Below are 22,383 nucleotides of genomic sequence, written 5' to 3'. Positions count from 1 at the left end.
AATTAGACTAAGTAGTGCGATACGCCTTGGTTTTTAGTCGCGTCGTGCTTTCTTAGCTCTTTGTAGTTTGTACTTTTTGGTTTTACATTTTCAGACTCAGGTTTTTTAGAGGGCCTGTATAAGTCAAAAATAAAGTCTAGTTCTTCACGCTCTAGTGATGGTTTCATGAGTATTCCTTCAATTTAATACTTTAATATGATGTAGGGTATGGTCATTCGACTGAATTAAAAGTGAATAGTTACATTTGAAGTTGTACTAAATTGTAACCGGCAGGTTTTGAGGGATGAGAGGGGTTTATTTGTTAATTTATATGGAGTTAAGGTAAATTTTAATAACTCTTTTTAACTAAAAATATACAGCTGAATTTAATTTATTGCGTACTTACTATTTGCATATAATGCTGTGGCTATAAATATAACGGTACAAATACAGCTCTAACCATTAGCTAACGGCAGTGTTACGGTAAATACGACACCATCACCTTGTTCGTTATTTTGCGCTGTTACACTGCCTTTATGGTAATCGCACACCAACCTTACAATATAAAGCCCTAACCCCAAATGTGGCTGTTGCTGCATTTGCTGGCTACGTACCGACACCATAGAGTCAAAAATATGCTCAGTTAATCCTTCGGGTAACGCGGGGCCTGTGTTACTCACTGTTAATATTGCTTTATTTTCGCTCTGCTTAAGGCCTACATTAATAGCCGTATTGGCCTCACTAAACTCCAGCGCGTTGTTAATCAGTTTATCAAGTAGCTGGGCTATAAATTCTGGTGCGCCTTGCATAGGCAATTTTTCTTGGTATAAATCAAGCGTAAATAACTGGTTTGGATAAGTAAGTTGGTAGCCCTGCATACAGCCATTTATTACTTTTTGTAAATCAAATGGCTCGGGTTCATTGCTTTGAATACTTTGCTCAAGGCGGGTAGCTTCGCTCATGGTGGTTATAATTTTACCTAAGCGTTCAACGCCTTCGCTGGCGCGATCGAGGTATTTTTGACTTAGCTCATTTTGTGGCAAACTTTGTAAGTTTTCAAGTGATGAGCGTACTACCGCAACAGGCGTGCGTAGTTCATGCGATAACCGCGACGACATATTTTCTAAGTAATCGGTATAGCCACCAAGTCGGCTCACAATGTTAGAAAAACTGCGCGATAGGTCGCCAATTTCATCGTTAGCGTCACTGTAATTAATACTGCCGGTAACACGCCCTTGTGCATCAATTGCTTGTTCAGCTGTATCGCGCAGTCGCCTAATTCGGTTCGATATACGTGAGGCAAAAAAGAACAAGGTGACAGTACCAATTAGCATCACAGCTAAAATAACGTTAAAGAGTTTTTCGAGCGATTTGTTACGCAGCGTACGTACGCCGTTTGTGGTTTCCTCTGCTATTACCGCGCCAATTACTTGGTCTTGGATCCAAATAGGGTAAGCGGCCGATAAAATAACGGCTTTACTGTCGGGTGTTAATCGCCAAGACGATGCTGGTTGTCCTTTTAATGCTTTCGCTAAATGTGTGCCCTGCATAGAGGCTACATCGTGCAGGGTATCTAAAAACTCATTTTCGGGGCGCGTTAATATTTTATAGTAAATTGGGTGCAAGTAATTTTGCTCAAAGCGCTGCCACCACGTCTCGGGAGCTTGGTTAGCAAGTCCATCAGCCCAAACGCCATCTGCATTTTGAATAGTACCCGATTGTGCAAGTACACGATGATGGTTATCAACCACCCAAATGCGGCTACCACTGTGGCCCATGCCTTTTAAAATACGGCTAATTTCTGGAGAAGGGACTAATACCGAGCCTAAATCGTTTGGGTTATTTAAGTTTGAAGTGGACATTATTTTAGGCTCTAACAATGCCTCTTTATTATCTACATCAACAATGGCAAAGCCAAGTTTGTTGCCCAGCATGTTAATAGGAAAGCGCAGCTCTACGTTATATCCTGATTTGGTACTTTCAAAATAGCCCTGAATTTTTGTAAAAGGGGCTTTGGTATTTGCATCAAACGCATTAACCCAACCATCTTGGCGCGGCGCAATAATGTAAGTATTAAACTGACCGTCTGGCGTTTTTAGGCCAATTTGTAAATAATCGTTATTGGTAATGCTTAAGCTATTTTTAGCGCGATAAATAAGGGTATTGTCGGTGACTTTAAATACGGCGTATAAGTAGTTATCAAATTTTCCCACCATATGATCAAACGATAAGTCACTGGCTTTATGTTTGTTATCTGTTTTTTGTAAGTAGCGTTTGTCGTAATGCCAAAATAACGGCTGGTAGCTGTCCCAATCGTTAAGCTTTCCGTCGAGCTGAATAGGGTTTTTAAGATTATAAGCGTATAAATCGCGGCCTTTTACTACTTGGTCTAAAAAGTTGGTTTGCTCGTCAAATAATGCGGGGCGCTCATGCAATGCGGTAGCAAGTGCTCGAGTGGTGCCTACGAGAGTTTTTTCTTGGCCTTGGCGTAAAAACTTTTCCATTTCCCATACGTACTCGTAGCCAAGCCACGGTAGCAAAAACAAAAAACATGAAAGTAATATAAATTTACTGCGCAGACCAAATCGTAGCATTAGTGTTGTTCCCACCGATAGCCCATGCCATACACGGTATCTATGCAATCAAAGGCGCTGTCGAGTGCTATAAACTTTTTACGAATACGTTTTACGTGTGAAGTAATGGTGCTGTCGTCTACATAAATTTTTGCATCGCTCATTAATTCGTTACGGCTTTTAACATGGCCTGGTCGCTGGGCGAGTGAATGCAGCATCCAAAATTCGGTTACGGTTAAATCAACTAATTGTTGCTGCCAAAATACCTGCATACGTTGTGTGTCGAGCGTTAACTGCCCGCGTGTTATGAGTGCATTTGCATCAGCAGGTTGTTCAAGAGCTTCCATTCGGCGAAATAGCGCACCAATACGCGCAGCCAAGTGAGCCAAGCTTATGTCTTTTGTTAGGTAGTCGTCGGCGCCCATGCGCAGGCCGCATACGGTATCTATTTCGCTATCGCGGGCGGTTAAAAAAATAATAGGCAGTGTTTTAGAAAGCATTCGCAATGTTTGGCACAGTAAAAAACCACCATCTATTTCATGACCTAGACCAATATCAACAATGGCTAAATCGGGCAGAGCATTTTTAAATGCAGCTTCAGCGCAAGCGCGATCGGCAAAGCCACTAACTTGGTAGCCCTGTGCGCTCAGCATTTCTATGTAGTTTTCGCGGATTGAGGGTTCATCTTCAACGATGGCTATTTTTTTCATTTTAATCATTATCCTATTGCCTCTGTTGTGCACTATAACGAAGTTTTTTAGCTAAGTACGCTTAAAAAGGCAATTGCCATTTTTTTGCCACAATTGCTCAGCAGTTTGCCATTTTTGATCCCCTTTATTGCCACTTGAGCTTGTTTTAATACAGCCATCAAAACAAAACATCACAAATTAAAAAGTAAGTTTAAGGATCACATCATGAAGAAGACATTAATTGCATTAACACTCGTTGCTAGTTTTTGTACTCCAGCAATTGCCTCAACATCTAACACGCCATCAAAAGAAGCCCATAAAGAAACGGCTATTGGGCTAGGTGCAGGCGCTATTATTGGCGGCGTAGTAGGCGGGCCAATAGGTGCGTTTATTGGGGCATTTGCCGGTGGTTTAATAGGTGATTCAAAAGTAGCAGATAACAAAATTGCAGAGCAAGAGCGTGCAATTACGGTTATGAAAGAAAAAACCAGCGATTACCAACACGTGCTTAACCACAATAATATGTTAGAGCAACAGCTAGAAGTGCTTGCCAATCAAAATGAGCAGTTAACTCAAGTTCAAATTAATAACTTATTGGCGATGACGGTGCAATTTAAAACAGGTTCAAGTGTTATTGCCCCGCATTTTGCGCTGCAGTTAGATCAACTCGTTACCTTGTTAAACAACCAATCACAATTCGCACTTGATTTAAGTGGCTTTGCCGATCAACGCGGCGATGAGCAAGCTAACCTTTTACTTTCTAAAGCGCGTGTAAATGCCGTGCAAAGCTATTTAATAAAACACGGTGTGAGCCATAAACGCTTAAGCACGCAGGCATTTGGCGAGCAGCAAACATTGGCTAACAGCAACACGGTGGAAGATAACTTTTTTGATAGACGCGTAACGCTTACCACTCGCTCAATGAATAGTGTAAATGGCCAAACGGCGAGTAACTAAAACTAACTGAATCTAAGTAAAGCTAAGCGTTCGATGGAGTGATTTATGTTTAAATTGAGTAAACCAACCAAAATGCTTACTAAAGTAAGCATTTTTATATTCATAGCGATTGTGCTGTTAGCTAGCTTTAAAAGCCATGCGCAATCACCCAAGTTAGAGCTTTTTGATAGCAATGGTGCGCCAGCAGGCCCAGCAATAATATTAAAAAGCGACGCCAATATGACCTTAACTGGCCTAATTAATCATGTTGTAGTTACGCAAACCTATCAAAACGAAAACCCGTTTGCAGTTAACGCGCGCTACGTTTTTCCATTGCCAGATGAAAGCGCCGTGCACGCCATGACGATGCGTATAGGTGAGCGAGTCATTAAAGGCCAAATTGATAAAAAGGTAGAGGCCGAAAAAAAATACGAGGAGGCTAAAAAAGCAGGTAAGCAAGCGGCCCTGGTACGCCAGCAACGCGCCAATATGTTTATTACGAATGTGGCAAATATTGGTCCTGGTGAGCAAGTGATTATTGAGCTTGAGTATCAAGAAATAATTGACTATAGCAGCGGCACATTTGCTATTAGATTTCCTACGACTATTACACCGCGTTATCACGCGATTAGTGGTGAGGTTGAGGTTAATACTCAAAATCAAGCGCATGTTAATCCGCTCCCAACGGGATGGTTAAGCCCTGTTTACAGCATTCAAAACATCACTCAAAATAGTACTCAAACTGATAACGTACCAAGCAGCCAATTTAGCTTAAACATTGATATAGACGTAGGCTTAGAGCTGGTGGATATCAATTCTAAATTTCATAATGTTGATGTACAAAACACTGCGTTTGGGCAATATAAAATAGCGTTAAATGAGACAAATGCAGTTAATCGCGACTTTGTACTTGAGTTTAAACCGCTGCAAAAAGAGCAAGCTCAAGCCGCATTTTTTACTCAGCAGTTTGAAAATGGTGACCGATACGGCCTTGCTATGCTAATGCCACCGGGGGATTACTTTACACAAACTCAGCGATTACCTCGCGAAATGGTATTTGTAGTTGATACGTCTGGCTCTATGCACGGGCAATCTATGGAGCAAGCTAAAAAAGCCTTGTTTTATGCGCTGTCATTACTCGATAGCGACGACAGCTTTAACATAATTGGTTTTGATAACATAGTGACTCCAATGAGCGATAAACCACTTATAGCCAGCGACTTTAATTTACGCCGTGCAGAGCGATTTATTTATAGCCTAGAAGCCGACGGCGGCACAGAAATACAAGGTGCGCTTAATGCCGTACTTGATGGCAGCGAGTTTGATGGTTTTGTACGCCAAGTTGTATTTTTAACTGATGGTAGCGTAAGTAATGAAGACGCATTGTTCAAAAATATTCAAAGTAAATTAGGTGATAGCCGCTTATTTACAGTGGGTATTGGCAGCGCACCTAACAGCTTTTTTATGCGCCGAGCGGCAGATGTCGGTAAGGGCTCATTTACGTTTATAAGCAGCACAAGTGAGGTGCAACCTAAAATGCAGCAGTTGTTTGATAAGCTTGCACATCCGGCTATTACTAATTTGGCGCTAAGCGATGAAAGCGGTAACAACTTAGATTTTTGGCCATCACCACTACCTGATTTATATTTTGGCGAGCCTATTATGGTCGCTATAAAACTTAATAATGCTAAAAGTGTGGTACTTGCTGGGCAAACAGCACAAGGGCCTTTAAGTATTAAATTAAGTACACAAAATAGCTCAAGCGCTCAAGGTATAGCAAAACTGTGGGCGCGCCAAAAAATTAAGTCATTACTTTTATACAACGAGCAAAATACAGTTAAAGATGAAGTACAGGAGCTTGCACTTACTCATCAATTACTTAGCCCGTTTACTGCTTTTATAGCAATTGAACAAACTCAAATAAAAGAAGTGGCAGAGCAAACGGCGCAAGCTAGTAATGCAGTACCACAAGGTATGGCAATGCGTTTACCACAAACCGATGGGCAAAGTAGGCTGCACATAGTATTAGGCTGTATTTTATTATTGGGATTTGGCGCTCTTAAATTTAAACACAGAGCGAATCCCTAAATGAAAAGAGACTTAAAATGAAAAAGTGGCTAAGCGCGGGCTTACTAATCGCTGGGCTTGGATTATTTGGTCACGGCGCTTATATGCAGGCAAAAGCGTGGCTTGCTCAAATATTAATTGAACAAGCATGGCAAGAGGCGCTTAAATCACCCAGCACTAAAGTAAAACCGTGGTATTACGCCGACAGCTACGTGACTGCAAAGCTTGATTGGCCAAGCCATAATAAAACATTAAGTGTATTGGCTGGAGCGAGTGGTCGTAATTTAGCGTTTGCGCCAAGCCAATTTTTACCCGCAGGGGAGCTTGGCGGAAAAGAGTTTGGAAACGAAAAAGGCGCGCTAATAGCAGGGCATAACGACACCCATTTTGCATTTTTACAACACGCCAAAGTGGGGGAGGCGTTTACTTTGCAACTGCAAAGTGGGGTGATACAAAATTATAAAGTAACGGGGATTGAGGTTATTCATCAATCCCAAAACACATTTTTACAAACACCTGGGCTGTATTTGCTTACCTGTTACCCTTTTGATTCGCTTGCCTCGGGTACTGATTTAAGATTGCTTGTATCTGCGCAAATGTCTTCGCCCGATTCACTAAGCGGTATATCAACCACAAGTTCTTGATGGCGCTGGCTTACCATTACACCAATAAATACCACAAATATGCTCAGCCATTGCCAAACGTTGAGCACTTCGCCCAAAATAATAGCTGACAAAATAAGTGTAAAAATAGGAATTAAATTAGAGTACGCAGCAGCGGTTAATACCGATACTTTACTAATTGCATAGTTGTACATGCCATACCCGCCAAGAGTTACACACGAGCCTAAATACAAAATGCTCATAAGTGCGGTTAAGTCGTGTTGGTTTTCGCTTGGTAGGTCGATAAAAAACAAAAATGGCGCAAAAAACAAGCTGCCGCTAATACCTTGCAACGCAATTAAAGTCAGGGGCGAGTAGCGATTAGCTAAATGTTTAATACTTACGGTATAAAATGCAGCGCACACCATAGCCATAAGCTCTAAAAAGTTACCCAACAACGGATTAGGTGCCTGCTCAGAATTGGGTGAAAGAAGCGTAAGTAAAATACTGCCGCCAATACACAAAGTAAAACCGACCACGATGGATTTACTTATGTATTCTTTAAGCAATAAAAAGGCAAGTAGCGCAATAATAATAGGCAAGCACGACACAATAACACCGGCCTGCGAGGCTGACGTGTATTCCATTGCATGACCTTCAAATAAAAAGTACAAGCAAGGCTCAGCAAGCGACATACCCACTAAATACTTCCAGTCACCTTTTAAATACTCAAACCGAATAACGTAGCGCCATAAACAAAGCGACAAAACTAACGTGGTGAGCATGCGTAAAAATATCACCAATGCAGGGTCGTAAATGGCAATGGCGTATTTAAGCGCTATAAAAGAGCTGCCCCATAAAAAGGTGGCAATAATTAAACATAAACTGGCAGGCATAGAGAGTAATTTACATAATTTAATAAAATCAGATCCTAGCATGAATATTTTTAACTTGTTCAAAAATACCGAGCTGGTATAAATTAATTCATCTTTAATTAATCAGTAGTAAAAAGCACATGCAAAGGGAACAGGTAATAGTTGTAAAGCTTGGTACAAGCGTACTTACTGGAGGCACCGATAAACTAGATAAAGCACATATGGTTGAATTAGTACGCCAATGTTGCGAGCTTAAAAAGCAAGGTCATCACGTTATTTTAGTATCGAGCGGTGCAGTTGCTGCTGGGCGCGAACAACTATTAAAACCCTGTGGCAGAAGCTTAATTGATAAACAAATGCTTGCTGCAATTGGACAAGGTCAACTTATTCATATTTGGCAGAGCTTGTTTGGTTTATACGGTGTAAATGTAGGGCAAATGCTGCTAACTCGCGCTGATGTAGACGACAGAGAGCGCTACCTTAATGCCCGCGATACACTCAATGCGTTATTAAATTACGACGTTGTACCCATCATTAACGAAAATGACGCAGTCGCTACCAGCGAAATAAAAGTAGGCGACAACGATAATTTATCGGCACTTGTCGCTATTTTGGCTAATGCTAATAAGTTACTGCTACTTACCGATCAAGAAGGGTTATTTACCAGCGATCCGCGCACAAACGCCGATGCCACCCTTATTGGCGAAGTAACACATATAAACGATGAACTGCGACAACTTGCTGGTGGCAGTGGTACAAATTTAGGCACCGGCGGTATGGCGACTAAACTGCAGGCCGCCGACATTGCAAGGCGCGCAGGTGTTGAAGTTATTATTGCTAAAGGCGCAGGTAAAAACGTTATTTTAAAATGCATGAGTGACGAGTTACCAGGCACGCGTTTTTTAAAACTCACCGCTCCAAAAGATGGCCGTAAAAAATGGTTACTAGCCGGGCCTAAAAGTACCGGCCAAATTGTTATAGATGCAGGTGCTATTGGCGCCCTTCAAAATAAAGGCGCAAGCTTACTTGCTAAAGGCGTTACTAATGCATTTGGACGTTTTGAACGCGGTGATTTAATTGATTTAATAGATAATAAAAATCAAGTAATTGCACGGGGCTTAACGCGCTTTAGTAGCACCGAGGTAAATAAAATAAAGGGTGCGCATTCTAGTCAAATAGGCCAGTTACTCGATTACGATAGTGGCGCAGAAGTACTTCATAGGGATGATATGGTCTTGCTATAGAAGCACTTTTAGTAAATTAAATTACTTGAGTGTAATTCTCGCAGTATTACACTTTTTTGATTGTAAATTTGTGCTAAAATCTGGCTCCTTAAATTGTTGTAAGCAGAGCACAGAACATGAAATTAGTTCGTTGGTTTTTAGGTTGTATAATCTTATTCTTTAATTTTGTATTTACTCCTCGCAGTAAAAAGCGTGCAAGCGACGAGCAAGCACAGCTTGATCAGCAAACCTCACAATTTAAACTGTATCAATTTAAAGCATGCCCGTTTTGTGTAAAAGTACGTCGCGCCATTAAACGCGAAGGCTTAAACATAGAAACGCGTGATGCAAAAGACAATGAGCAATATCGTCAAGAGCTACTAGAACAAGGCGGCAAAGTTAAAGTGCCTTGTCTGCGTATAGAGCAAAACGGCCAAGTACAATGGCTGTACGAATCAAACGATATTATTGCTTACTTAAACAAAGTAGCTGCATAAACCACTTTTACTATCTCACTTATTTAAAGAGAATATACAATGACAATTCGCACCCGTGTTGCCCCGTCGCCAACTGGTGACCCGCATCTTGGCACCGCTTATATCGCCTTATTTAACTACTGTTTTGCTAAACAACAAGGCGGTGAATTTGTACTTCGTATAGAAGATACAGACCAAGTACGTAGCACGCCAGAGTCTGAACTTGCGATTATGGATAGCCTACGTTGGTTAGGGCTTGAGTGGGATCATGGTCCTGATGTGGGTGGCGAATTTGGTCCTTACCGTCAATCTGAGCGTAGCGATTTATATAAAAAATACGCGCATCAGTTAGTTGACGATGGTAAAGCGTTTTACTGCTTTGCAACAAGCGAAGAGCTTGATCAAATGCGTGAAGAGCAAATGGCAGAAGGCCTACGCCCTAAATATGACGGTCGTGGTTTAAACCATACAGATGAAGAAATTAAAGCAAACTTAGCTGAAGGCAAACCTTACGTTATACGTATGAAAATCCCAAGCGAAGGCACATTTAAGTTTAACGACTACTTACGTGATGAAATTGAGATCCCGTGGGAAAACGTAGACATGCAAGTGCTTTTAAAAGCGGATGGCTTTCCAACGTACTTTTTAGCGAACGTAGTTGACGACCACCATATGGAAATTAGTCATATTTTCCGTGGTGAAGAGTGGATTAACTCAGCACCTAAGTTATTAAAACTGTATGAAGATTTTGGTTGGGAAGCACCAGTACTTGGTCACTTACCATTACTACGTAACCCAGATAAATCAAAGCTGTCTAAGCGTAAAAACCCAACGTCTATTAATTACTATAAAGAAATGGGCTACCTGCCAGAAGCCGTGCTTAACTACTTAGGCCGTATGGGTTGGTCAATGCCTGATGAGCGTGAAAAGTTCACACTTAATGAAATGATTGAAAACTTTGACATGAAGCGTGTATCGCTTGGTGGTCCAGTATTCGACGTAGATAAATTAAGCTGGTTAAACGGCATGTGGATCCGCGAAAATCTAACCGACGAGCAGTTAATTCAGCGCTTTGTTGATTGGAAGTTTAATGGCGAAATGTTAGCTAAAATATTACCAGAAGTTAAAACACGTATTAATACGCTGTCGGATATGGTTGAGCTTGCAGGGCACTTTGTAGGTGGTATTCCAACTTACGATCCTGCGCTATTAACAGCCGGCAAAGCAGACGAAAACGTGATTCGCCAAGCGCTACAATTTTTTGTATGGCAGCTTGAAGGTTTACGTAGCTTTGAAAAGCCCGCTATTTTTGCAATTGCAAAAGAAGTTGCAACATTCCACGAGCTTAAGATTAAAGACTTTTTAGAGCCAATATTTGTCGCAATTACTGGCAAAACGTCAAGTACGTCAGTGCTTGATGCAATGGAAATACTAGGGTCTGACCTATCACGTGCTCGTTTACGTGTAGCACTTGCTCATTTAGGTATTTCTAAAAAGCAGGCTAAAAATATAGAGCGTGCGTACCGCGAATACCCAAGTGCATAATTACTAAAATGCACTTATAAAAGCCGAGCTTATTAAGCTCGGCTTTTTTGTGTCAGATAGTTTTATATAAGGGTCTGTTGTTCTTTCAAGGTTAAATTTACAGCAGTCTGTTTGGTATTTAGGCAAGGCAGAGCCTATGCAGTGTGGTTATTCCCCATAAATGGGCGATAACGTAGCATTAATGCCAAACAGGCGCTGCCCAAAGGGTTCTTCCTAGGGGCTACTTACTCTTTGTTGCTCGGTTTTTACTTAGCCCACTAGGTTACAAATCTCGCGCCGCGATTAAATAGCCCCTAGTTTGAATGAATTTTAATCCGCAAAGAACAACAGACCCTAGTCTGATTGGCTATATATCATGGCGTTTTAGTCTCGTTTAAAAACGAAGTAAGACCCAGCCCAATGATACAATAAGACACATAAACAATATGGAGGCAGTATGATTGCAACCGTTAAAAACAAAGCTATTTTTAGCAGTAATACATTTTCGATAAACCTTGTTACTTACCCAACTAATCACAGCGTAATGAACCATATTGACCCTGTGCAGCAAGGGCGCTATTACAAGCTCAACTTTGTATTAGAAAAACCTAAAGCGGGTGGGGTATTTAAATGCTCAAAATGCATTATAAATTTATTTAATCGCGTGTATTTATTCAGACCCGATAAGTACGAACACAGCGTATCTAAAATCGAGTCTGGAAAGCGCGTACTACTTAGCTTTGCGCTTAATATATAATTTGCACTTTTACTTATTAATAGTCGTAGGCCTGTCCGGTGCATAAAACAGATAGGTCGCAATACGATACAGACGTTTCACTACAAGAATTAATAGTAAAAGCATTTCCGCCTCTGCGCATGGCATCAGCTTTAAGTAAATCAATTGCGTTTGATTTAGAGCGGTTATAGCTTACATTATTGTTACCCATACCGTCGCCATCACAGCTTTCACCTTCTATTCGGCCTAGGAGTGTAGCGCCACTTTCGTGTGCTTCTTGGTCGCTATAAAATTGCTGTAAATCTCTTTTATTAACGTAGGTGCCAATTTCTTGAGATAAAACGCCGTTGTCTATATCTGTATGATAAGTCATGCTTGAACAACCCGTTATTGTGGCGAGCACTGTTATTACCGTTATAAAACGTAGCATATTTATTAGTCCCTTAATTTATTATTTGAAATAGTAAACTACTAACAAAATCAAATGCGGGCAATGTTTACTACTAAGTAAATTGTTAGCATTTGTAAATGTATTTAGATTTTATTGAGCATAGGGTAAGTAAACAAAAAGAAGTGGCAAACATTAACCAACCAATGGCATAAAATAGCCCACTCTAAGCGCTGCGTTTTATAAAAAACATAGCCATACCCTAAGCCGGCAATAAATGAAACCAATACATAGTTAATTCCTCCAGCAAAATGTGCCAAAGCAAAAATACCTGCAGTAATTACAGGGGCAAGTATTGCTAAACGGGTAGGTGTAATTATTTTGCTAAGCTTAGTTTGTAGTAAACCTCGAAATAAAGCTTCCTCAGCTACACAGGTAAATAAAAGATTAATAGCCATAAAGGCTAACCAAAAGTCAGGAACCTTAGGGTTAAAGCTTACAAGTCCAAGCAGTAAAGCCGCTATGAGCGAAGCTAAAACAGTAGCAATAACTATTAAAATGGGTTGTTTAACGTTTAATGAGCCCACTTTATTAGAGTCTGTTTTTAAAGGCTTTTTATTTGAATCTAAGTTTGAAAAAAAGTAAGCACAAAGAAATAACCCAGCCATAGCTTTATCAAAATTAGCATAAAGGGTAAAAGTAATCGCATCGCTGGTAATACGCTCGTTTATAACAATAGGGAGGTTATTAAAACCAGGCACCCAATGAAGTGCTAATGCCAATGAGGCAATTATAAAAATAGTGTTTAATATGGCGCGTATTATTGGCTGTTTTGTATTTAGTGCGCTGTGGTATAAAGCAACATAAAGCCCAGTGCTCAGCAGGGCATATAAATTTATATAACCTTGAAAATATGCACTTACAACACTTAAAGCTAGTAAGTAGTGCCAAAGGGGTTGCCGCATTATTGATATTTTGCAGTACGGAAAAACACATATAATTGATAGCGCTAATAAATAAAAAGTCATTGTTTTTTATTGCTCTGTTTTATTTAGCCATTAATCTAACAGATTCGACCTCTCAATATTTTTTTTCTGGTAATATAGATAGGTTATAAGCAGTTTAAGCAGTGAACAAACTATGTTAAGTCCTTTTTTTCAGCAGCATGCTGATTATGTTTCTATCTCTCGTGAGCAGGGTTGTCGATTCGCTAAATGCGTTGCTGACGATTACAATCCACTTCACGACAAAGATGCCAAAAAGTTTTGCGCGCCAGGAGACTTACTTTTTTCATTGGTACTAGACCGCTACGGTATTAGTGAACAAATGGAATTTACTTTTGCTGGTATGGTTGATGAAAACACCAAACTTAATTTTCCTGAGGGAGCTGATGAGTTTGATGTTACCAATGGCGAAAAAGTAATTTTAAAGGTAAAGCGCAGCGGTAAAACCAGCCAATGCCCAGCATTAACTAATAGTCTTATAAAAAATTATGTTGAGTTTTCTGGTACTACTTTTCCGCATGTAATTATTCCATTAATGGGTAAGCAAGAGGTAATGATAAACCCTGCTCGTCCGATGGTGATTTACGAATCAATGCTTATCAATCTTGATAATCTTGATATTACAGAACCAGAACTTGAGTTTGCAGAGCCTAGTTTTGAGTATGCCGGTAAGCGCGGAAAAATCACACTACGTTTTAACCTGTTGGAAAACGGCGTTAAAGTGGGTAGTGGTGAAAAGCACATGGTGGTTTCGGGTATTCGCGAATACTGCCAAGCAACAGTTGATGATTTAATCGCGTTTTACAACGAACGTAAAGCGACACTAAAGCCAGCTTAAAGCTACAGAAAATTATAAAAGGCGCTAAATACAACTGTTATTTAGCGCCTTTTTTATTGGTTTTTTATTGTTTTAGCGCTAAAGCGAAAGTGAGTAACTACGATTAAATACTTTTCTGGACTGGTTAATTTACGCAGTACAGTAATATGCGTACAATAGCGCTCTTTGTTATTTTAAAGCTAAGCCTATGTCTGCCACTACGTTCTCATCACTTAATCTCGACCCGTTATTATTAACAGCGATTGAGCAAAATAATTACACTCAACCTACCGCAATTCAGATTAAAACTATTCCGCCTATTTTAGCCGGAAGTGATGTAATGGGCAGCGCGCAAACAGGTACTGGTAAAACCGCCGCCTTTGTTTTACCTTTGTTACATAAGCTTTTAAATACCCCTAAAAAAGATGAGCAAGGCCTTGCCCGCGTTGTAATTTTAACGCCAACCCGTGAGCTTGCTCAGCAAGTATTTGCAAGCTTTGAAAAGTACGCACAAGGCACTAATATCAATGGCGCTTTAGCCTATGGTGGCGCAAGTATTGGCCCTCAAATAAAAGCACTTAAAACAGCGCAAGTTATAGTGGCAACACCTGGGCGTTTGCTTGATCATATAGTTAAAGGCAGTGTGGTACTTTCAAGCGTAGACTCCTTAGTGTTTGACGAAGCTGACCGCATGCTTGATATGGGGTTTATTGATGAAATTAGACGTATATTGCGACATATACCGGGCGATCGCCAAACTTTACTATTTTCAGCTACGTTTGATGACAGCGTGTTTGAACTCAGTAAAAAGTTACTTAAAAACCCAGAGCTAATTGAAGTTGATAAACGTAACTCAGCAGCCGTTGAAGTAGAGCAAGTTATTTACGCTGTAGATGAGGATCGTAAGCGCGAACTTGTATCGCACATGATTGGTATGAAAAACTGGCGCCAAGTGCTTATTTTTACTCGCACAAAACAAATGGCTGATCAGCTTGCTAAAGAAATGTGTAAAGACGGTTTAAAAACCGAATCAATCCATGGCGACAAATCGCAAGGCGCACGCGACCGTGCATTGCAAAACTTTAAAGAAGGTATTACACGCGTACTTGTTGCAACCGATGTAGCTGCGCGTGGTTTAGATATTTCTACACTTAGATACGTAATTAACTTTGAACTACCGTACATTGCCGAGGATTACGTGCACCGTATTGGCCGTACAGGTCGTGCTGGCGAACAAGGACTTGCTATGTCGCTGGTAAGTCTTGATGAGCAATGGCTGCTAGAAGAAATTGAAGTACTACTCGATACGCGTTTAACGCCGCAGTGGTTAGAAGGTTACGAGCCAGATCCTAATAAAAAGCCAAAAGATAATCGTAAAAATACTAACAAGTCGCGAAAAGATCGCGATAAAAAACGCATCACCGGTAAAAGAGAGCCAAGTAGACGTCGCAAATAATAGCTTTTACTTTGCTTTTTTGCCTATACTGGAGCTACTAAGCAGCCGAGGTAAAGCAATGTTTGAAATTGATCAATGGGCATTTTCTGGTATTGATGGCCAAATATCTTTGCATAAATGGCAAAAAACAATTGATCTTATAACGGGGCTTTTTTCAGCCCCGTCTGGTTATATAGTTCAGGCAACAAGCAAAGGCTATCGCGTTGTTATTAGAAGTAACGAGGGTGGCTCTAACTTTGAGACCAACCCTATACTCCCTCCTCAAACTCCTCTGTTTTGTCGCCACGTAGCTGAAACTAACAATACATTATATGTTAATGATGCAAGTAATAACGATACATGGAATACCCTGTCAGAAGTCGTTGAAGACGGTGTTGAATCCTACCTAGGTTTACCCATTCATTGGCCTGAAGGCGAAGTGTTTGGCACGTTATGTTTAAAAGACACTAAAATAACAAGCTATACCGATGAATATTTTGAACTCATAGAACAACTACGTGATTTGATTGAAGACGACCTAGCGCTTGTGTATAGCTATGAGCAAATGCGCGAAATAGCCATGTTAGACTCATTAACGAATATTTATAATCGCCGAGCACTTAACTTATTAGCCCAGCAAAAACTTAACTTAGCGCTACGTTTAGGCTTTGACGTATGTTGTTTGTTTATCGATATAAACGACTTTAAAAAATTAAACGACACCTGCGGACATGAAGTGGGCGACAAAGCCTTAATTATATTGGCAGATACGCTAAAAACGCATTTAAGAGATGCTGATATAGTAGGGCGTTTAGGTGGCGATGAGTTTGTTGCAGTAATGCAAGTAAGCGATAAAAGCAAGATTAACTACATCATGGATAAAATTTCGACTGAGTATTCAAAAGCCTTACTCAAAGAAGACGTTTGCGATTTATCGCTTAGTATTGGTTATAGTTTTACTAATAAACAAAAGCAGCCCTTTGAAGCGCTATTAAATGATGCAGACCACGCAATGTATAAAAATAAACAAGCGTATAAGCTCGCTAAAAAGGCACAATAATAAAAGGAGGTTCGTCATGACTCATGCCACACAAACTTGGCTGGTTTTTTCTGCGATAGGTTTTATTTTTTCCTTAGCAATAATAAGCTTATTTGAAACGTTCCCTAGCATTAGATTTATATCTAATGAGGGAATAATTTTTGGTGTTATGTGCTCCTTTATGGGGTTTGCCTTAAAAAGGCTTGAGAGTAATAACCAAAAACACCTTCAATAAATAGCTTAAGCTGCAAATCTTTACTTGTATTTATTAATTAATTTTTCAAAGAACGGACATAAAAAAGCAAGCCATGAGGCTTGCCAAGAAGGTGTTAATTAGCTCTAACCTAGCTTTTAAGCTATTAGCTTTTCCGCAAGGTTCAATTCCATAATGGCTTTTAATAAACGGTATAAATTAATTGACGCGTCAATTTCTTCTTTACGGTTTGTTAAGCTTTCAATATTTAAGCCCAGCGGTACATCTAAATGCGCACAGCTTTTAAGTATTAAGTCGAGGTTTTCGCGGCAAATACGGACTGATTCGCTTAATGTATTGTCTGCATCAAGCATGCGCCATTTAGTTGCCTCTGGCACTGAGATACCCAACCATTGCATAAACTCTAAGGTTTTTTCGCCGCCGCACGGGGTAAACGTTAATATAATACGTTGAGGTGTAATCCCTTGTGCTTTACATGTACGTGCGTAGCTAGTAATTAGCTCTATAGTCGCTTGTGCATCGTAAACAGCTTGCGATATAAAAAACTGACAGCCTTGTGCTGTTTTTTCTATTAATCGTTCGTGCTCATTTCGTTTACTTGAATGGCGCTCGGCAATCGTAACGCCACCTAAAAAGAAATCATCTGATTGCTCAGCCATCGCTTTATAAGCATCTGGCAGGCTTAGCTTTATATCGCCTATCGATGATGGGCTACCTACTAAAACAACATTTTGTAAATCGTAGTCGTTTTTAGTTTCACTTAGCCAATCTTTAAATTCGCCTACGCCACGCTGCGCCACACTTTTATAAGTAATCACATCTTGTGCAGATAAATTACGAAGTAAATGGCTGTATTCACGCGGATCAACGGTTTGTTTAAACGCAAATGGGCGGTCTTGATTGGTTCGGCTGCTTTCGTCTTGAATGTCGTAAATTATCACGCCGTCGTATTCAATTTCGTGTAAGCGACCTAATAGCTTTTCTGCAATGGTTTTTAATTGCGCTTTATCGGTGCCAATTTTAGGCGGGGTAGTACCAATAAGATAAACACCTTGATTGGTGTCCACTATCTTCTCTTTTAGTGATAAAGCCATAATCCTCATTCCAGCTAAGTTTGTTTTGATGGATTTAATATAGCAGCCATTTAGACGTCTAGATAGATTTATTTAGTGAAAGTTTTTCAACTAACATGATGTTTATTCATAGTGCTTGTTCCCATTATTTATAATTGACACAGTTGTTTACATAATAAATTCCCTTGGGGCTCTTATATTTATTGGCTTTGGGGCATAATTAAAGAGTTAAATCTGACAACAAATTTGCTCAATTTAAAAAGGGACAACAATGAAATTTAAATTATTAGCAACCAGCTTAGCGGTATCGCTGGCGTTAACAGGTTGCGCCATGCAACAAAACCAAAGCACGCAAACAACAGCACAACAAGAACAAGTAAATAAAGCTGATGATCGTGTTTTTTCGCAAGATTATTTAATTGAAGAGCTAGAAAACGGCTTACGTGTCATGGTTGTTAAAACCGATTACCCTGATGTAGTGTCGCTGCAAATTCCGGTATCGGTTGGATCGCGTAACGAAGTTGAAGAGGGCAAAACAGGCTTTGCTCACTTTTTTGAACACATGATGTTTAAAGGCTCACAAAAATACCCTGAAGATGTGTATTCAGACATATTAAAAAATTCAGGTGTTGATAACCGCGCTTATACAACAAACGATTTTACAAACTACCATTTAAATTTTTCAAAACAGCATCTTGATAAAGTACTTGAGCTTGAAGCTGATATTTTTCAAAATTTAACCTACACCGAAGAGCAATTTAGAACCGAAGCGCAAACGGTAAAAGGTGAGTACTTAAAAAACAACGCGAGCCCAATTCGTAAATTATTAAGCGCTGTGCGCGAAGAAGCGTTTGATAAGCACACTTATAAACACACCACTATGGGCTTTTTTAAAGACATAGAAGCCATGCCTGATCAAATGGCGTACGGGAAAGAATTTTTTGCTAAGTTTTATAAGCCTGAGTATGTGTCACTTGTTATTGTGGGCGATGTAGATCCACAAGCAACAATGGCAATGGTTAAAAAGCATTGGGGCAGCTGGAAAAAGGGTAACTATGTTGCCGACATTAAAGCAGAGCCTGTTCAACAAGCACCAAAATATTTGCACCAGCAAGATGAAGCGCTACCAGGGCATTGGTTACTTGTATCGTACAAAGGCGCTGCGTGGGAGCCTGCTAAAAAAGACAGAGCGGCGCTTGATTTAATCTCACAGCTTTATTTTTCAAATAATTCAGATTTATATCAAGAGCTAGTGGTCGACAAACAAATTGCCAGCCAAATGTTTACTTATAACCCTGAGACTAAAGATCCGGGTTTATTACACGTATTTGTTAAAGTAGAAAACGCAGACGATTTAGCCACTGCGCGCGATGCCATTAACCGCACTTATGCAAAAGCACGCACTGAGCTTGTTGATGAGCAAAAGTTGAGTGATTTAAAATCGAACCTTAAATACAGCTTTATTAATGGCTTGGATTCATCGCAAGCGATTGCATCAACTCTTGCCAGCTACATGCATTTTGAGCGCGATCCTGAAGTTATAAACCAGCTATATAAATCGGCAGATAATATTACCAGCGCAGATATTAAAGCCGTTGCTAATAAATACTTTACCGATAACGCACGTACCACATTAACGATGTCGGCACTTGATAAAGCCCCAGGTTTCGAGCAAGAAGTTGATTTAAATGCGCTTACTGCAAAGCTTAAACAAGCACCTGCGGCACCTGTATTTAAAGTACTTGATAAAACGAATGGCTCGCCATTAATTGATGTTAACTTTTTATTCAATACCGGTGCGGCTGCCGACCCACAAGGCAAAAAAGGTGTTGCTGCGTTAACTGCGGCTATGCTTGCACAAGGTGGCTCAGAGGCGACAAGCTATAAAGATATTCAAAAAGCACTTTATCCGCTTGCGGGTAGCTTTGGCTATCAAATAGATAAAGAAATGCTGTCGTTCCAAGGGCGTATCCATAAAGATAATGCGGCGCAGTGGTATACACTTGTGAGCGATCAATTACTAAACCCAGGTTTTAGAGACGATGACTTTAAGCGCCTTAAAAAAGAAATGATCGACGGTATTAAATCAGGCTTAAAAGCATCTAACGATGAAGAGCTAGGCAAAGAAGTACTCTACAGTGCACTTTACAAAAATCACCCTTACGAAAGCTACAACTATGGTGATATTTCGGATTTAGAAGCGTTGACGCTAGATGATGTTAAAGCGTTTTATAACAGCGAGCTTACGCAATCTAAACTCACGGTTGGTTTAATTGGGGCTGTACCTGCAAAGCTTAAAGCTAAAATGATGAGCGATTTTGCAACGCTACCAAAAGGTGAGCAAAGCCGTTTAAGCATTCCTGATGCGCCAGTGCTTAAAGGTCATCATGCAACGATTGTAGAAAAATCGGCGCAATCGACAGCGGTATCGTTTGGTTTCCCTATTGATACGATAAGAAGTAGCGAAGACTGGACAGCCCTTTGGCTTGTGCGTTCGTACTTTGGTGAGCACCGTAGTTCTAACAGCTTTTTATATGAGCGCATTCGTGAAACTCGCGGCATGAACTATGGCGATTACGCATACATTGAATACTTTCCACGTGGTATGTTTCAAACCAAACCTGATGCAAACCTAGGGCGCTCTGAGCAAATATTTCAAGTGTGGTTACGCCCACTTCGCTCTAATAACGATGCGCACTTTGCCACACGTACCGCCTTGTTTGAGCTAGATAAGCTAATTGAAAATGGTATGAGCGAAGACGACTTTGAAGCTACGCGTAACTTTTTAATTAACTTTGTGCCGCAAATGGTGGCAAGTCAAAACCGCCAATTAGGTTACGCGCTTGATAGCGAATTTTACAACACAGATAGCTTTGTAAGTTACGTAACTAATAAACTTAAAACGCTAAGCGTTGCCGATGTAAACCGCGTTATTAAAGAAAACTTACAAACAGACAATGTTCACTATGTGTTTATAACCGCAGACGGCGCTGATATGCAAAAACGTTTAGCATCGCAGCAAACCTCACCAATGGTTTACAACACAAAAAAACCAGCGGAACTAGTTGCTGAGGATAAAGTAATTGCTGATTACAAATTAGCAATTCCTGCAAAAAATATTGAAGTAGTAAAAGTTGAAAAAGTATTTCAATAATTTAAGTGGTTTTTAATGGTTGGAAAGTGCCCTAACTTATGGGGCACTTTATATCTTTAATGACTCTGTAGTAGGGTCCTTTAATTAATGAAACGCGCATCATATATTTTGATGGCAATACCAATAATCATAATTATTAAACTAATGAGAAGTAATATATTTATTCCACGCTTTTCTTTATTTTTTAATTCAGAGTCATCACTCATTTTGAATTCCTCATTTCTATTTGTTTATGTAAAAAATCAATAAAACTAAATATAGCTTAGCTCGGTATAATGAACAAACTTAGCTTAAATCCTAATTAATTTAGCGTTTTTTTTACGCCGTCAGCTGTACGTCAGTCCGTATTTTTTCATATGACAGGTGAGCTTTCGTATGTTGCTAGCTTTTGATTTTTATTAATTTACTATATTTTAAGTATGTATTGGTAATTTTAGCTACTGTCGTATAACTTAATCTAAAAAATGAGTACGTATTTGAAATATCATTTCTGGGTGCTAGGGCGTGTTGAACTCTGTGGATTGAAATTTGTTCAATCTAGGGTCGATTTAATCGCGGCGCGAGGTTTGTAACCTAGTGGGCTAAGTAAAAACCGAGCAACAAAGAGTTAATCGTCCCTAGTTATATCTAATAACCAGAACAAATAACTAAGGGATTAACACCTTAGGCTTTAAATCCGTTAGACTTGGGAAAAGGCTATTTTATATCAACTTAAGGCAGTGCAGTATTATGCGTCATGCAATTTGGCAACAGCTTCGCGACGAAGCTAACGATGTAGTAACACGTGAACCATTATTAGCAAGTCATGTTTATTCATGCATTTTGAATCATGATTGTTTAGGTTCGGCATTGAGCTTTATTGTTGCTAATAAGTTGGCTGATGCGGTGGTATCGGCATTCACTATCCGAGAGCTGTTTGACCAAGCATTTGTAAAATGTGACCGTATGCTATCTTTTGTTGCTGAGGATATTAAAGCGGTAAAAGACCGCGATCCTGCATCAGAAACCTATCTTACGGTTATATTAAATCTAAAAGGTTTTCATGCTATTCAGGCGCACCGTTTGGCTAATTGCTTGTGGCAACAAAACCGCAAAGAGCTAGCGCGCTTTATTCAAAGCCGTAACTCTGAAGTGTTTGGGGTCGATATTCACCCAGCATGTAAAGTGGGTAAAGGCATTATGTTTGACCACGCAACCGGTATTGTTATTGGTGAAACAGCAGTAATTGAAGATAACGTATCAATTTTGCAATCTGTAACGCTTGGCGGTACAGGCAATGAGCAGGGCGATCGTCATCCTAAAATTAGAGCGGGCGTATTAATTGGCGCCGGCGCTAAAGTACTTGGTAATATTGAAGTAGGTGAGGGCGCACGAATTGGTGCGGGCTCAGTTGTACTTAGCAATGTTCCACCACACACAACCGCTGTTGGCGTACCCGCTAAAATTATTGGTCGACCGGATTGTGAGTGTCCGGCGCAAAGTATGAACCAAAACTTTTTAGCAAATCCTGAGCCTGAAAACGAATCGCACACGAGTGCAATGCTATAAGTAATTAAAAATCATAAAACTTAAAAGGAAT

21 protein-coding genes are annotated in these 22,383 nt (G+C 40.0%); 13 read left to right on the top strand and 8 right to left on the bottom strand.

The window, feature by feature from the left end; translation table 11 throughout:
• Window positions 1-2: 2 nt before the first annotated feature.
• The 3 genes from GQR38_RS04365 to pdsR form a co-directional block, all read right to left on the bottom strand.
• The gene (locus tag GQR38_RS04365) at window positions 3-167 is read right to left on the bottom strand and encodes a hypothetical protein (RefSeq protein ID WP_007581574.1); all 165 of its coding nucleotides are present in this window, start codon (window positions 165-167) and stop codon (window positions 3-5) included.
• Between the two features lie 267 nt (window positions 168-434).
• Entirely contained in the window at window positions 435-2,573 is a 2,139-nt protein-coding gene (gene pdsS, locus GQR38_RS04360) for a proteobacterial dedicated sortase system histidine kinase (protein WP_165721076.1), read from the bottom strand.
• Window positions 2,573-3,262: a proteobacterial dedicated sortase system response regulator gene (gene pdsR / locus GQR38_RS04355; RefSeq protein ID WP_165721075.1), complete on the bottom strand. Its 690-nt coding sequence runs from the start codon at window positions 3,260-3,262 to the stop codon at window positions 2,573-2,575. Before pdsR ends, pdsS begins: the two co-directional genes overlap by 1 nt.
• Window positions 3,263-3,466: 204 nt before the next feature.
• Here pdsR and pdsO point away from each other — a divergent pair, with 204 nt between their 5' ends.
• From pdsO to GQR38_RS04340, 3 genes are read left to right on the top strand one after another with little or no spacing between them, the layout of a single operon-like run.
• On the top strand, window positions 3,467-4,198 hold the full coding sequence (pdsO, locus tag GQR38_RS04350) for a sortase-associated OmpA-like protein PdsO (protein ID WP_165721074.1): 732 nt from the start codon (window positions 3,467-3,469) through the stop codon (window positions 4,196-4,198).
• 45 nt (window positions 4,199-4,243) lie between these two features.
• A complete protein-coding gene (locus GQR38_RS04345; protein ID WP_165721073.1) occupies window positions 4,244-6,265 on the top strand; it encodes a marine proteobacterial sortase target protein in 2,022 nt (673 codons plus the stop codon).
• A gap of 17 nt (window positions 6,266-6,282) precedes the next feature.
• Window positions 6,283-6,888: a class GN sortase gene (locus GQR38_RS04340; RefSeq protein ID WP_084201288.1), complete on the top strand. Its 606-nt coding sequence runs from the start codon at window positions 6,283-6,285 to the stop codon at window positions 6,886-6,888.
• On the opposite strand, the gene GQR38_RS04335 is transcribed toward GQR38_RS04340, so the two are convergent.
• A complete protein-coding gene (locus tag GQR38_RS04335) occupies window positions 6,783-7,742 on the bottom strand; it encodes a DMT family transporter (RefSeq protein WP_165721254.1) in 960 nt (319 codons plus the stop codon). The two genes, GQR38_RS04340 and GQR38_RS04335, sit on opposite strands and share 106 nt — an antisense overlap.
• A 119-nt stretch (window positions 7,743-7,861) precedes the next feature.
• Between GQR38_RS04335 and proB the strand changes: the two genes are divergently transcribed.
• The 4 genes from proB to GQR38_RS04315 all read left to right on the top strand — a co-directional run bounded on the left by proB (window position 7,862) and on the right by GQR38_RS04315 (window position 11,701).
• Window positions 7,862-8,965: a glutamate 5-kinase gene (proB, locus tag GQR38_RS04330; RefSeq protein WP_165721072.1), complete on the top strand. Its 1,104-nt coding sequence runs from the start codon at window positions 7,862-7,864 to the stop codon at window positions 8,963-8,965.
• Window positions 8,966-9,081: 116 nt separating this feature from the next.
• Window positions 9,082-9,441, top strand: coding sequence for a glutaredoxin domain-containing protein (locus GQR38_RS04325; protein WP_007581591.1), 360 nt, complete (start codon window positions 9,082-9,084; stop codon window positions 9,439-9,441).
• 39 nt (window positions 9,442-9,480) lie between these two features.
• Entirely contained in the window at window positions 9,481-10,965 is a 1,485-nt protein-coding gene (gene gltX / locus GQR38_RS04320) for a glutamate--tRNA ligase (RefSeq protein WP_007581594.1), read from the top strand.
• Window positions 10,966-11,401: 436 nt separating this feature from the next.
• Window positions 11,402-11,701: a hypothetical protein gene (locus tag GQR38_RS04315; protein WP_021032137.1), complete on the top strand. Its 300-nt coding sequence runs from the start codon at window positions 11,402-11,404 to the stop codon at window positions 11,699-11,701.
• Between the two features lie 16 nt (window positions 11,702-11,717).
• On the opposite strand, the gene GQR38_RS04310 is transcribed toward GQR38_RS04315, so the two are convergent.
• Complete coding sequence (locus GQR38_RS04310; RefSeq protein ID WP_165721071.1) at window positions 11,718-12,110, bottom strand: hypothetical protein; 393 nt, start codon at window positions 12,108-12,110, stop codon at window positions 11,718-11,720.
• Window positions 12,111-12,214: 104 nt separating this feature from the next.
• On the bottom strand, window positions 12,215-13,033 hold the full coding sequence (locus tag GQR38_RS04305; RefSeq protein ID WP_231614020.1) for a CPBP family intramembrane glutamic endopeptidase: 819 nt from the start codon (window positions 13,031-13,033) through the stop codon (window positions 12,215-12,217).
• A gap of 175 nt (window positions 13,034-13,208) precedes the next feature.
• Between GQR38_RS04305 and GQR38_RS04300 the strand changes: the two genes are divergently transcribed.
• The 4 genes from GQR38_RS04300 (at window position 13,209) to GQR38_RS04285 (ending at window position 16,598) form a co-directional block, all read left to right on the top strand.
• Window positions 13,209-13,910 carry a DUF3581 domain-containing protein gene (locus GQR38_RS04300; RefSeq protein ID WP_024598641.1) on the top strand — a complete coding sequence of 234 codons (702 nt, stop codon included), beginning with the start codon at window positions 13,209-13,211 and terminating at the stop codon, window positions 13,908-13,910.
• A 187-nt stretch (window positions 13,911-14,097) separates the two neighbouring features.
• Window positions 14,098-15,345 carry a DEAD/DEAH box helicase gene (locus GQR38_RS04295; protein WP_024593280.1) on the top strand — a complete coding sequence of 416 codons (1,248 nt, stop codon included), beginning with the start codon at window positions 14,098-14,100 and terminating at the stop codon, window positions 15,343-15,345.
• A gap of 58 nt (window positions 15,346-15,403) precedes the next feature.
• Window positions 15,404-16,384, top strand: coding sequence for a sensor domain-containing diguanylate cyclase (locus tag GQR38_RS04290; RefSeq protein WP_165721069.1), 981 nt, complete (start codon window positions 15,404-15,406; stop codon window positions 16,382-16,384).
• Window positions 16,385-16,400: 16 nt separating this feature from the next.
• A complete protein-coding gene (locus GQR38_RS04285; protein WP_165721068.1) occupies window positions 16,401-16,598 on the top strand; it encodes a hypothetical protein in 198 nt (65 codons plus the stop codon).
• Window positions 16,599-16,714: 116 nt separating this feature from the next.
• Here the strand turns inward: GQR38_RS04285 and GQR38_RS04280 are convergent, their stop codons facing one another.
• The gene (locus GQR38_RS04280; RefSeq protein WP_021032136.1) at window positions 16,715-17,671 is read right to left on the bottom strand and encodes a methylenetetrahydrofolate reductase; all 957 of its coding nucleotides are present in this window, start codon (window positions 17,669-17,671) and stop codon (window positions 16,715-16,717) included.
• A gap of 250 nt (window positions 17,672-17,921) precedes the next feature.
• On the opposite strand from GQR38_RS04280, the gene GQR38_RS04275 reads away from it, so the two are divergent.
• A complete protein-coding gene (locus GQR38_RS04275) occupies window positions 17,922-20,804 on the top strand; it encodes a pitrilysin family protein (RefSeq protein WP_165721067.1) in 2,883 nt (960 codons plus the stop codon).
• Window positions 20,805-20,884: 80 nt separating this feature from the next.
• Here the strand turns inward: GQR38_RS04275 and GQR38_RS20625 are convergent, their stop codons facing one another.
• A complete protein-coding gene (locus GQR38_RS20625; protein ID WP_007581611.1) occupies window positions 20,885-21,010 on the bottom strand; it encodes a hypothetical protein in 126 nt (41 codons plus the stop codon).
• Between the two features lie 523 nt (window positions 21,011-21,533).
• Here GQR38_RS20625 and cysE point away from each other — a divergent pair.
• A complete protein-coding gene (gene cysE / locus GQR38_RS04270; RefSeq protein WP_007581613.1) occupies window positions 21,534-22,352 on the top strand; it encodes a serine O-acetyltransferase in 819 nt (272 codons plus the stop codon).
• Window positions 22,353-22,383: the final 31 nt, after the last annotated feature.

This window comes from Pseudoalteromonas sp. c7(2019) (assembly GCF_011378625.1).
GTDB classification, from domain to species: domain Bacteria; phylum Pseudomonadota; class Gammaproteobacteria; order Enterobacterales; family Alteromonadaceae; genus Pseudoalteromonas; species Pseudoalteromonas arctica.
The sequence above is the reverse complement of the archived record's forward strand: the minus strand, read 5'-3'. Positions and strand labels throughout refer to the sequence as shown.

Excerpts from the sequence above, each read along its gene's own strand:
- cysE (WP_007581613.1), top strand. The coding sequence starts at position 21,534 with ATGCGTCATGCAATTTGGCAACAGCTTCGCGACGAAGCTAACGATGTA.
- pdsR (WP_165721075.1), bottom strand. The coding sequence starts at position 3,262 with ATGAAAAAAATAGCCATCGTTGAAGATGAACCCTCAATCCGCGAAAAC.
- GQR38_RS04335 (WP_165721254.1), bottom strand. The coding sequence starts at position 7,742 with ATGCCTGCCAGTTTATGTTTAATTATTGCCACCTTTTTATGGGGCAGC.
- GQR38_RS04325 (WP_007581591.1), top strand. The coding sequence starts at position 9,082 with ATGAAATTAGTTCGTTGGTTTTTAGGTTGTATAATCTTATTCTTTAAT.
- GQR38_RS04290 (WP_165721069.1), top strand. The coding sequence starts at position 15,404 with ATGTTTGAAATTGATCAATGGGCATTTTCTGGTATTGATGGCCAAATA.
- pdsO (WP_165721074.1), top strand. The coding sequence starts at position 3,467 with ATGAAGAAGACATTAATTGCATTAACACTCGTTGCTAGTTTTTGTACT.
- GQR38_RS04285 (WP_165721068.1), top strand. The coding sequence starts at position 16,401 with ATGACTCATGCCACACAAACTTGGCTGGTTTTTTCTGCGATAGGTTTT.
- pdsS (WP_165721076.1), bottom strand. The coding sequence starts at position 2,573 with ATGCTACGATTTGGTCTGCGCAGTAAATTTATATTACTTTCATGTTTT.
- GQR38_RS04365 (WP_007581574.1), bottom strand. The coding sequence starts at position 167 with ATGAAACCATCACTAGAGCGTGAAGAACTAGACTTTATTTTTGACTTA.
- GQR38_RS04340 (WP_084201288.1), top strand. The coding sequence starts at position 6,283 with ATGAAAAAGTGGCTAAGCGCGGGCTTACTAATCGCTGGGCTTGGATTA.
- gltX (WP_007581594.1), top strand. The coding sequence starts at position 9,481 with ATGACAATTCGCACCCGTGTTGCCCCGTCGCCAACTGGTGACCCGCAT.
- GQR38_RS04345 (WP_165721073.1), top strand. The coding sequence starts at position 4,244 with ATGTTTAAATTGAGTAAACCAACCAAAATGCTTACTAAAGTAAGCATT.
- GQR38_RS04300 (WP_024598641.1), top strand. The coding sequence starts at position 13,209 with ATGTTAAGTCCTTTTTTTCAGCAGCATGCTGATTATGTTTCTATCTCT.
- GQR38_RS04280 (WP_021032136.1), bottom strand. The coding sequence starts at position 17,671 with ATGGCTTTATCACTAAAAGAGAAGATAGTGGACACCAATCAAGGTGTT.
- GQR38_RS04275 (WP_165721067.1), top strand. The coding sequence starts at position 17,922 with ATGAAATTTAAATTATTAGCAACCAGCTTAGCGGTATCGCTGGCGTTA.
- GQR38_RS20625 (WP_007581611.1), bottom strand. The coding sequence starts at position 21,010 with ATGAGTGATGACTCTGAATTAAAAAATAAAGAAAAGCGTGGAATAAAT.
- GQR38_RS04295 (WP_024593280.1), top strand. The coding sequence starts at position 14,098 with ATGTCTGCCACTACGTTCTCATCACTTAATCTCGACCCGTTATTATTA.
- proB (WP_165721072.1), top strand. The coding sequence starts at position 7,862 with ATGCAAAGGGAACAGGTAATAGTTGTAAAGCTTGGTACAAGCGTACTT.
- GQR38_RS04310 (WP_165721071.1), bottom strand. The coding sequence starts at position 12,110 with ATGCTACGTTTTATAACGGTAATAACAGTGCTCGCCACAATAACGGGT.
- GQR38_RS04305 (WP_231614020.1), bottom strand. The coding sequence starts at position 13,033 with ATGCGGCAACCCCTTTGGCACTACTTACTAGCTTTAAGTGTTGTAAGT.
- GQR38_RS04315 (WP_021032137.1), top strand. The coding sequence starts at position 11,402 with ATGATTGCAACCGTTAAAAACAAAGCTATTTTTAGCAGTAATACATTT.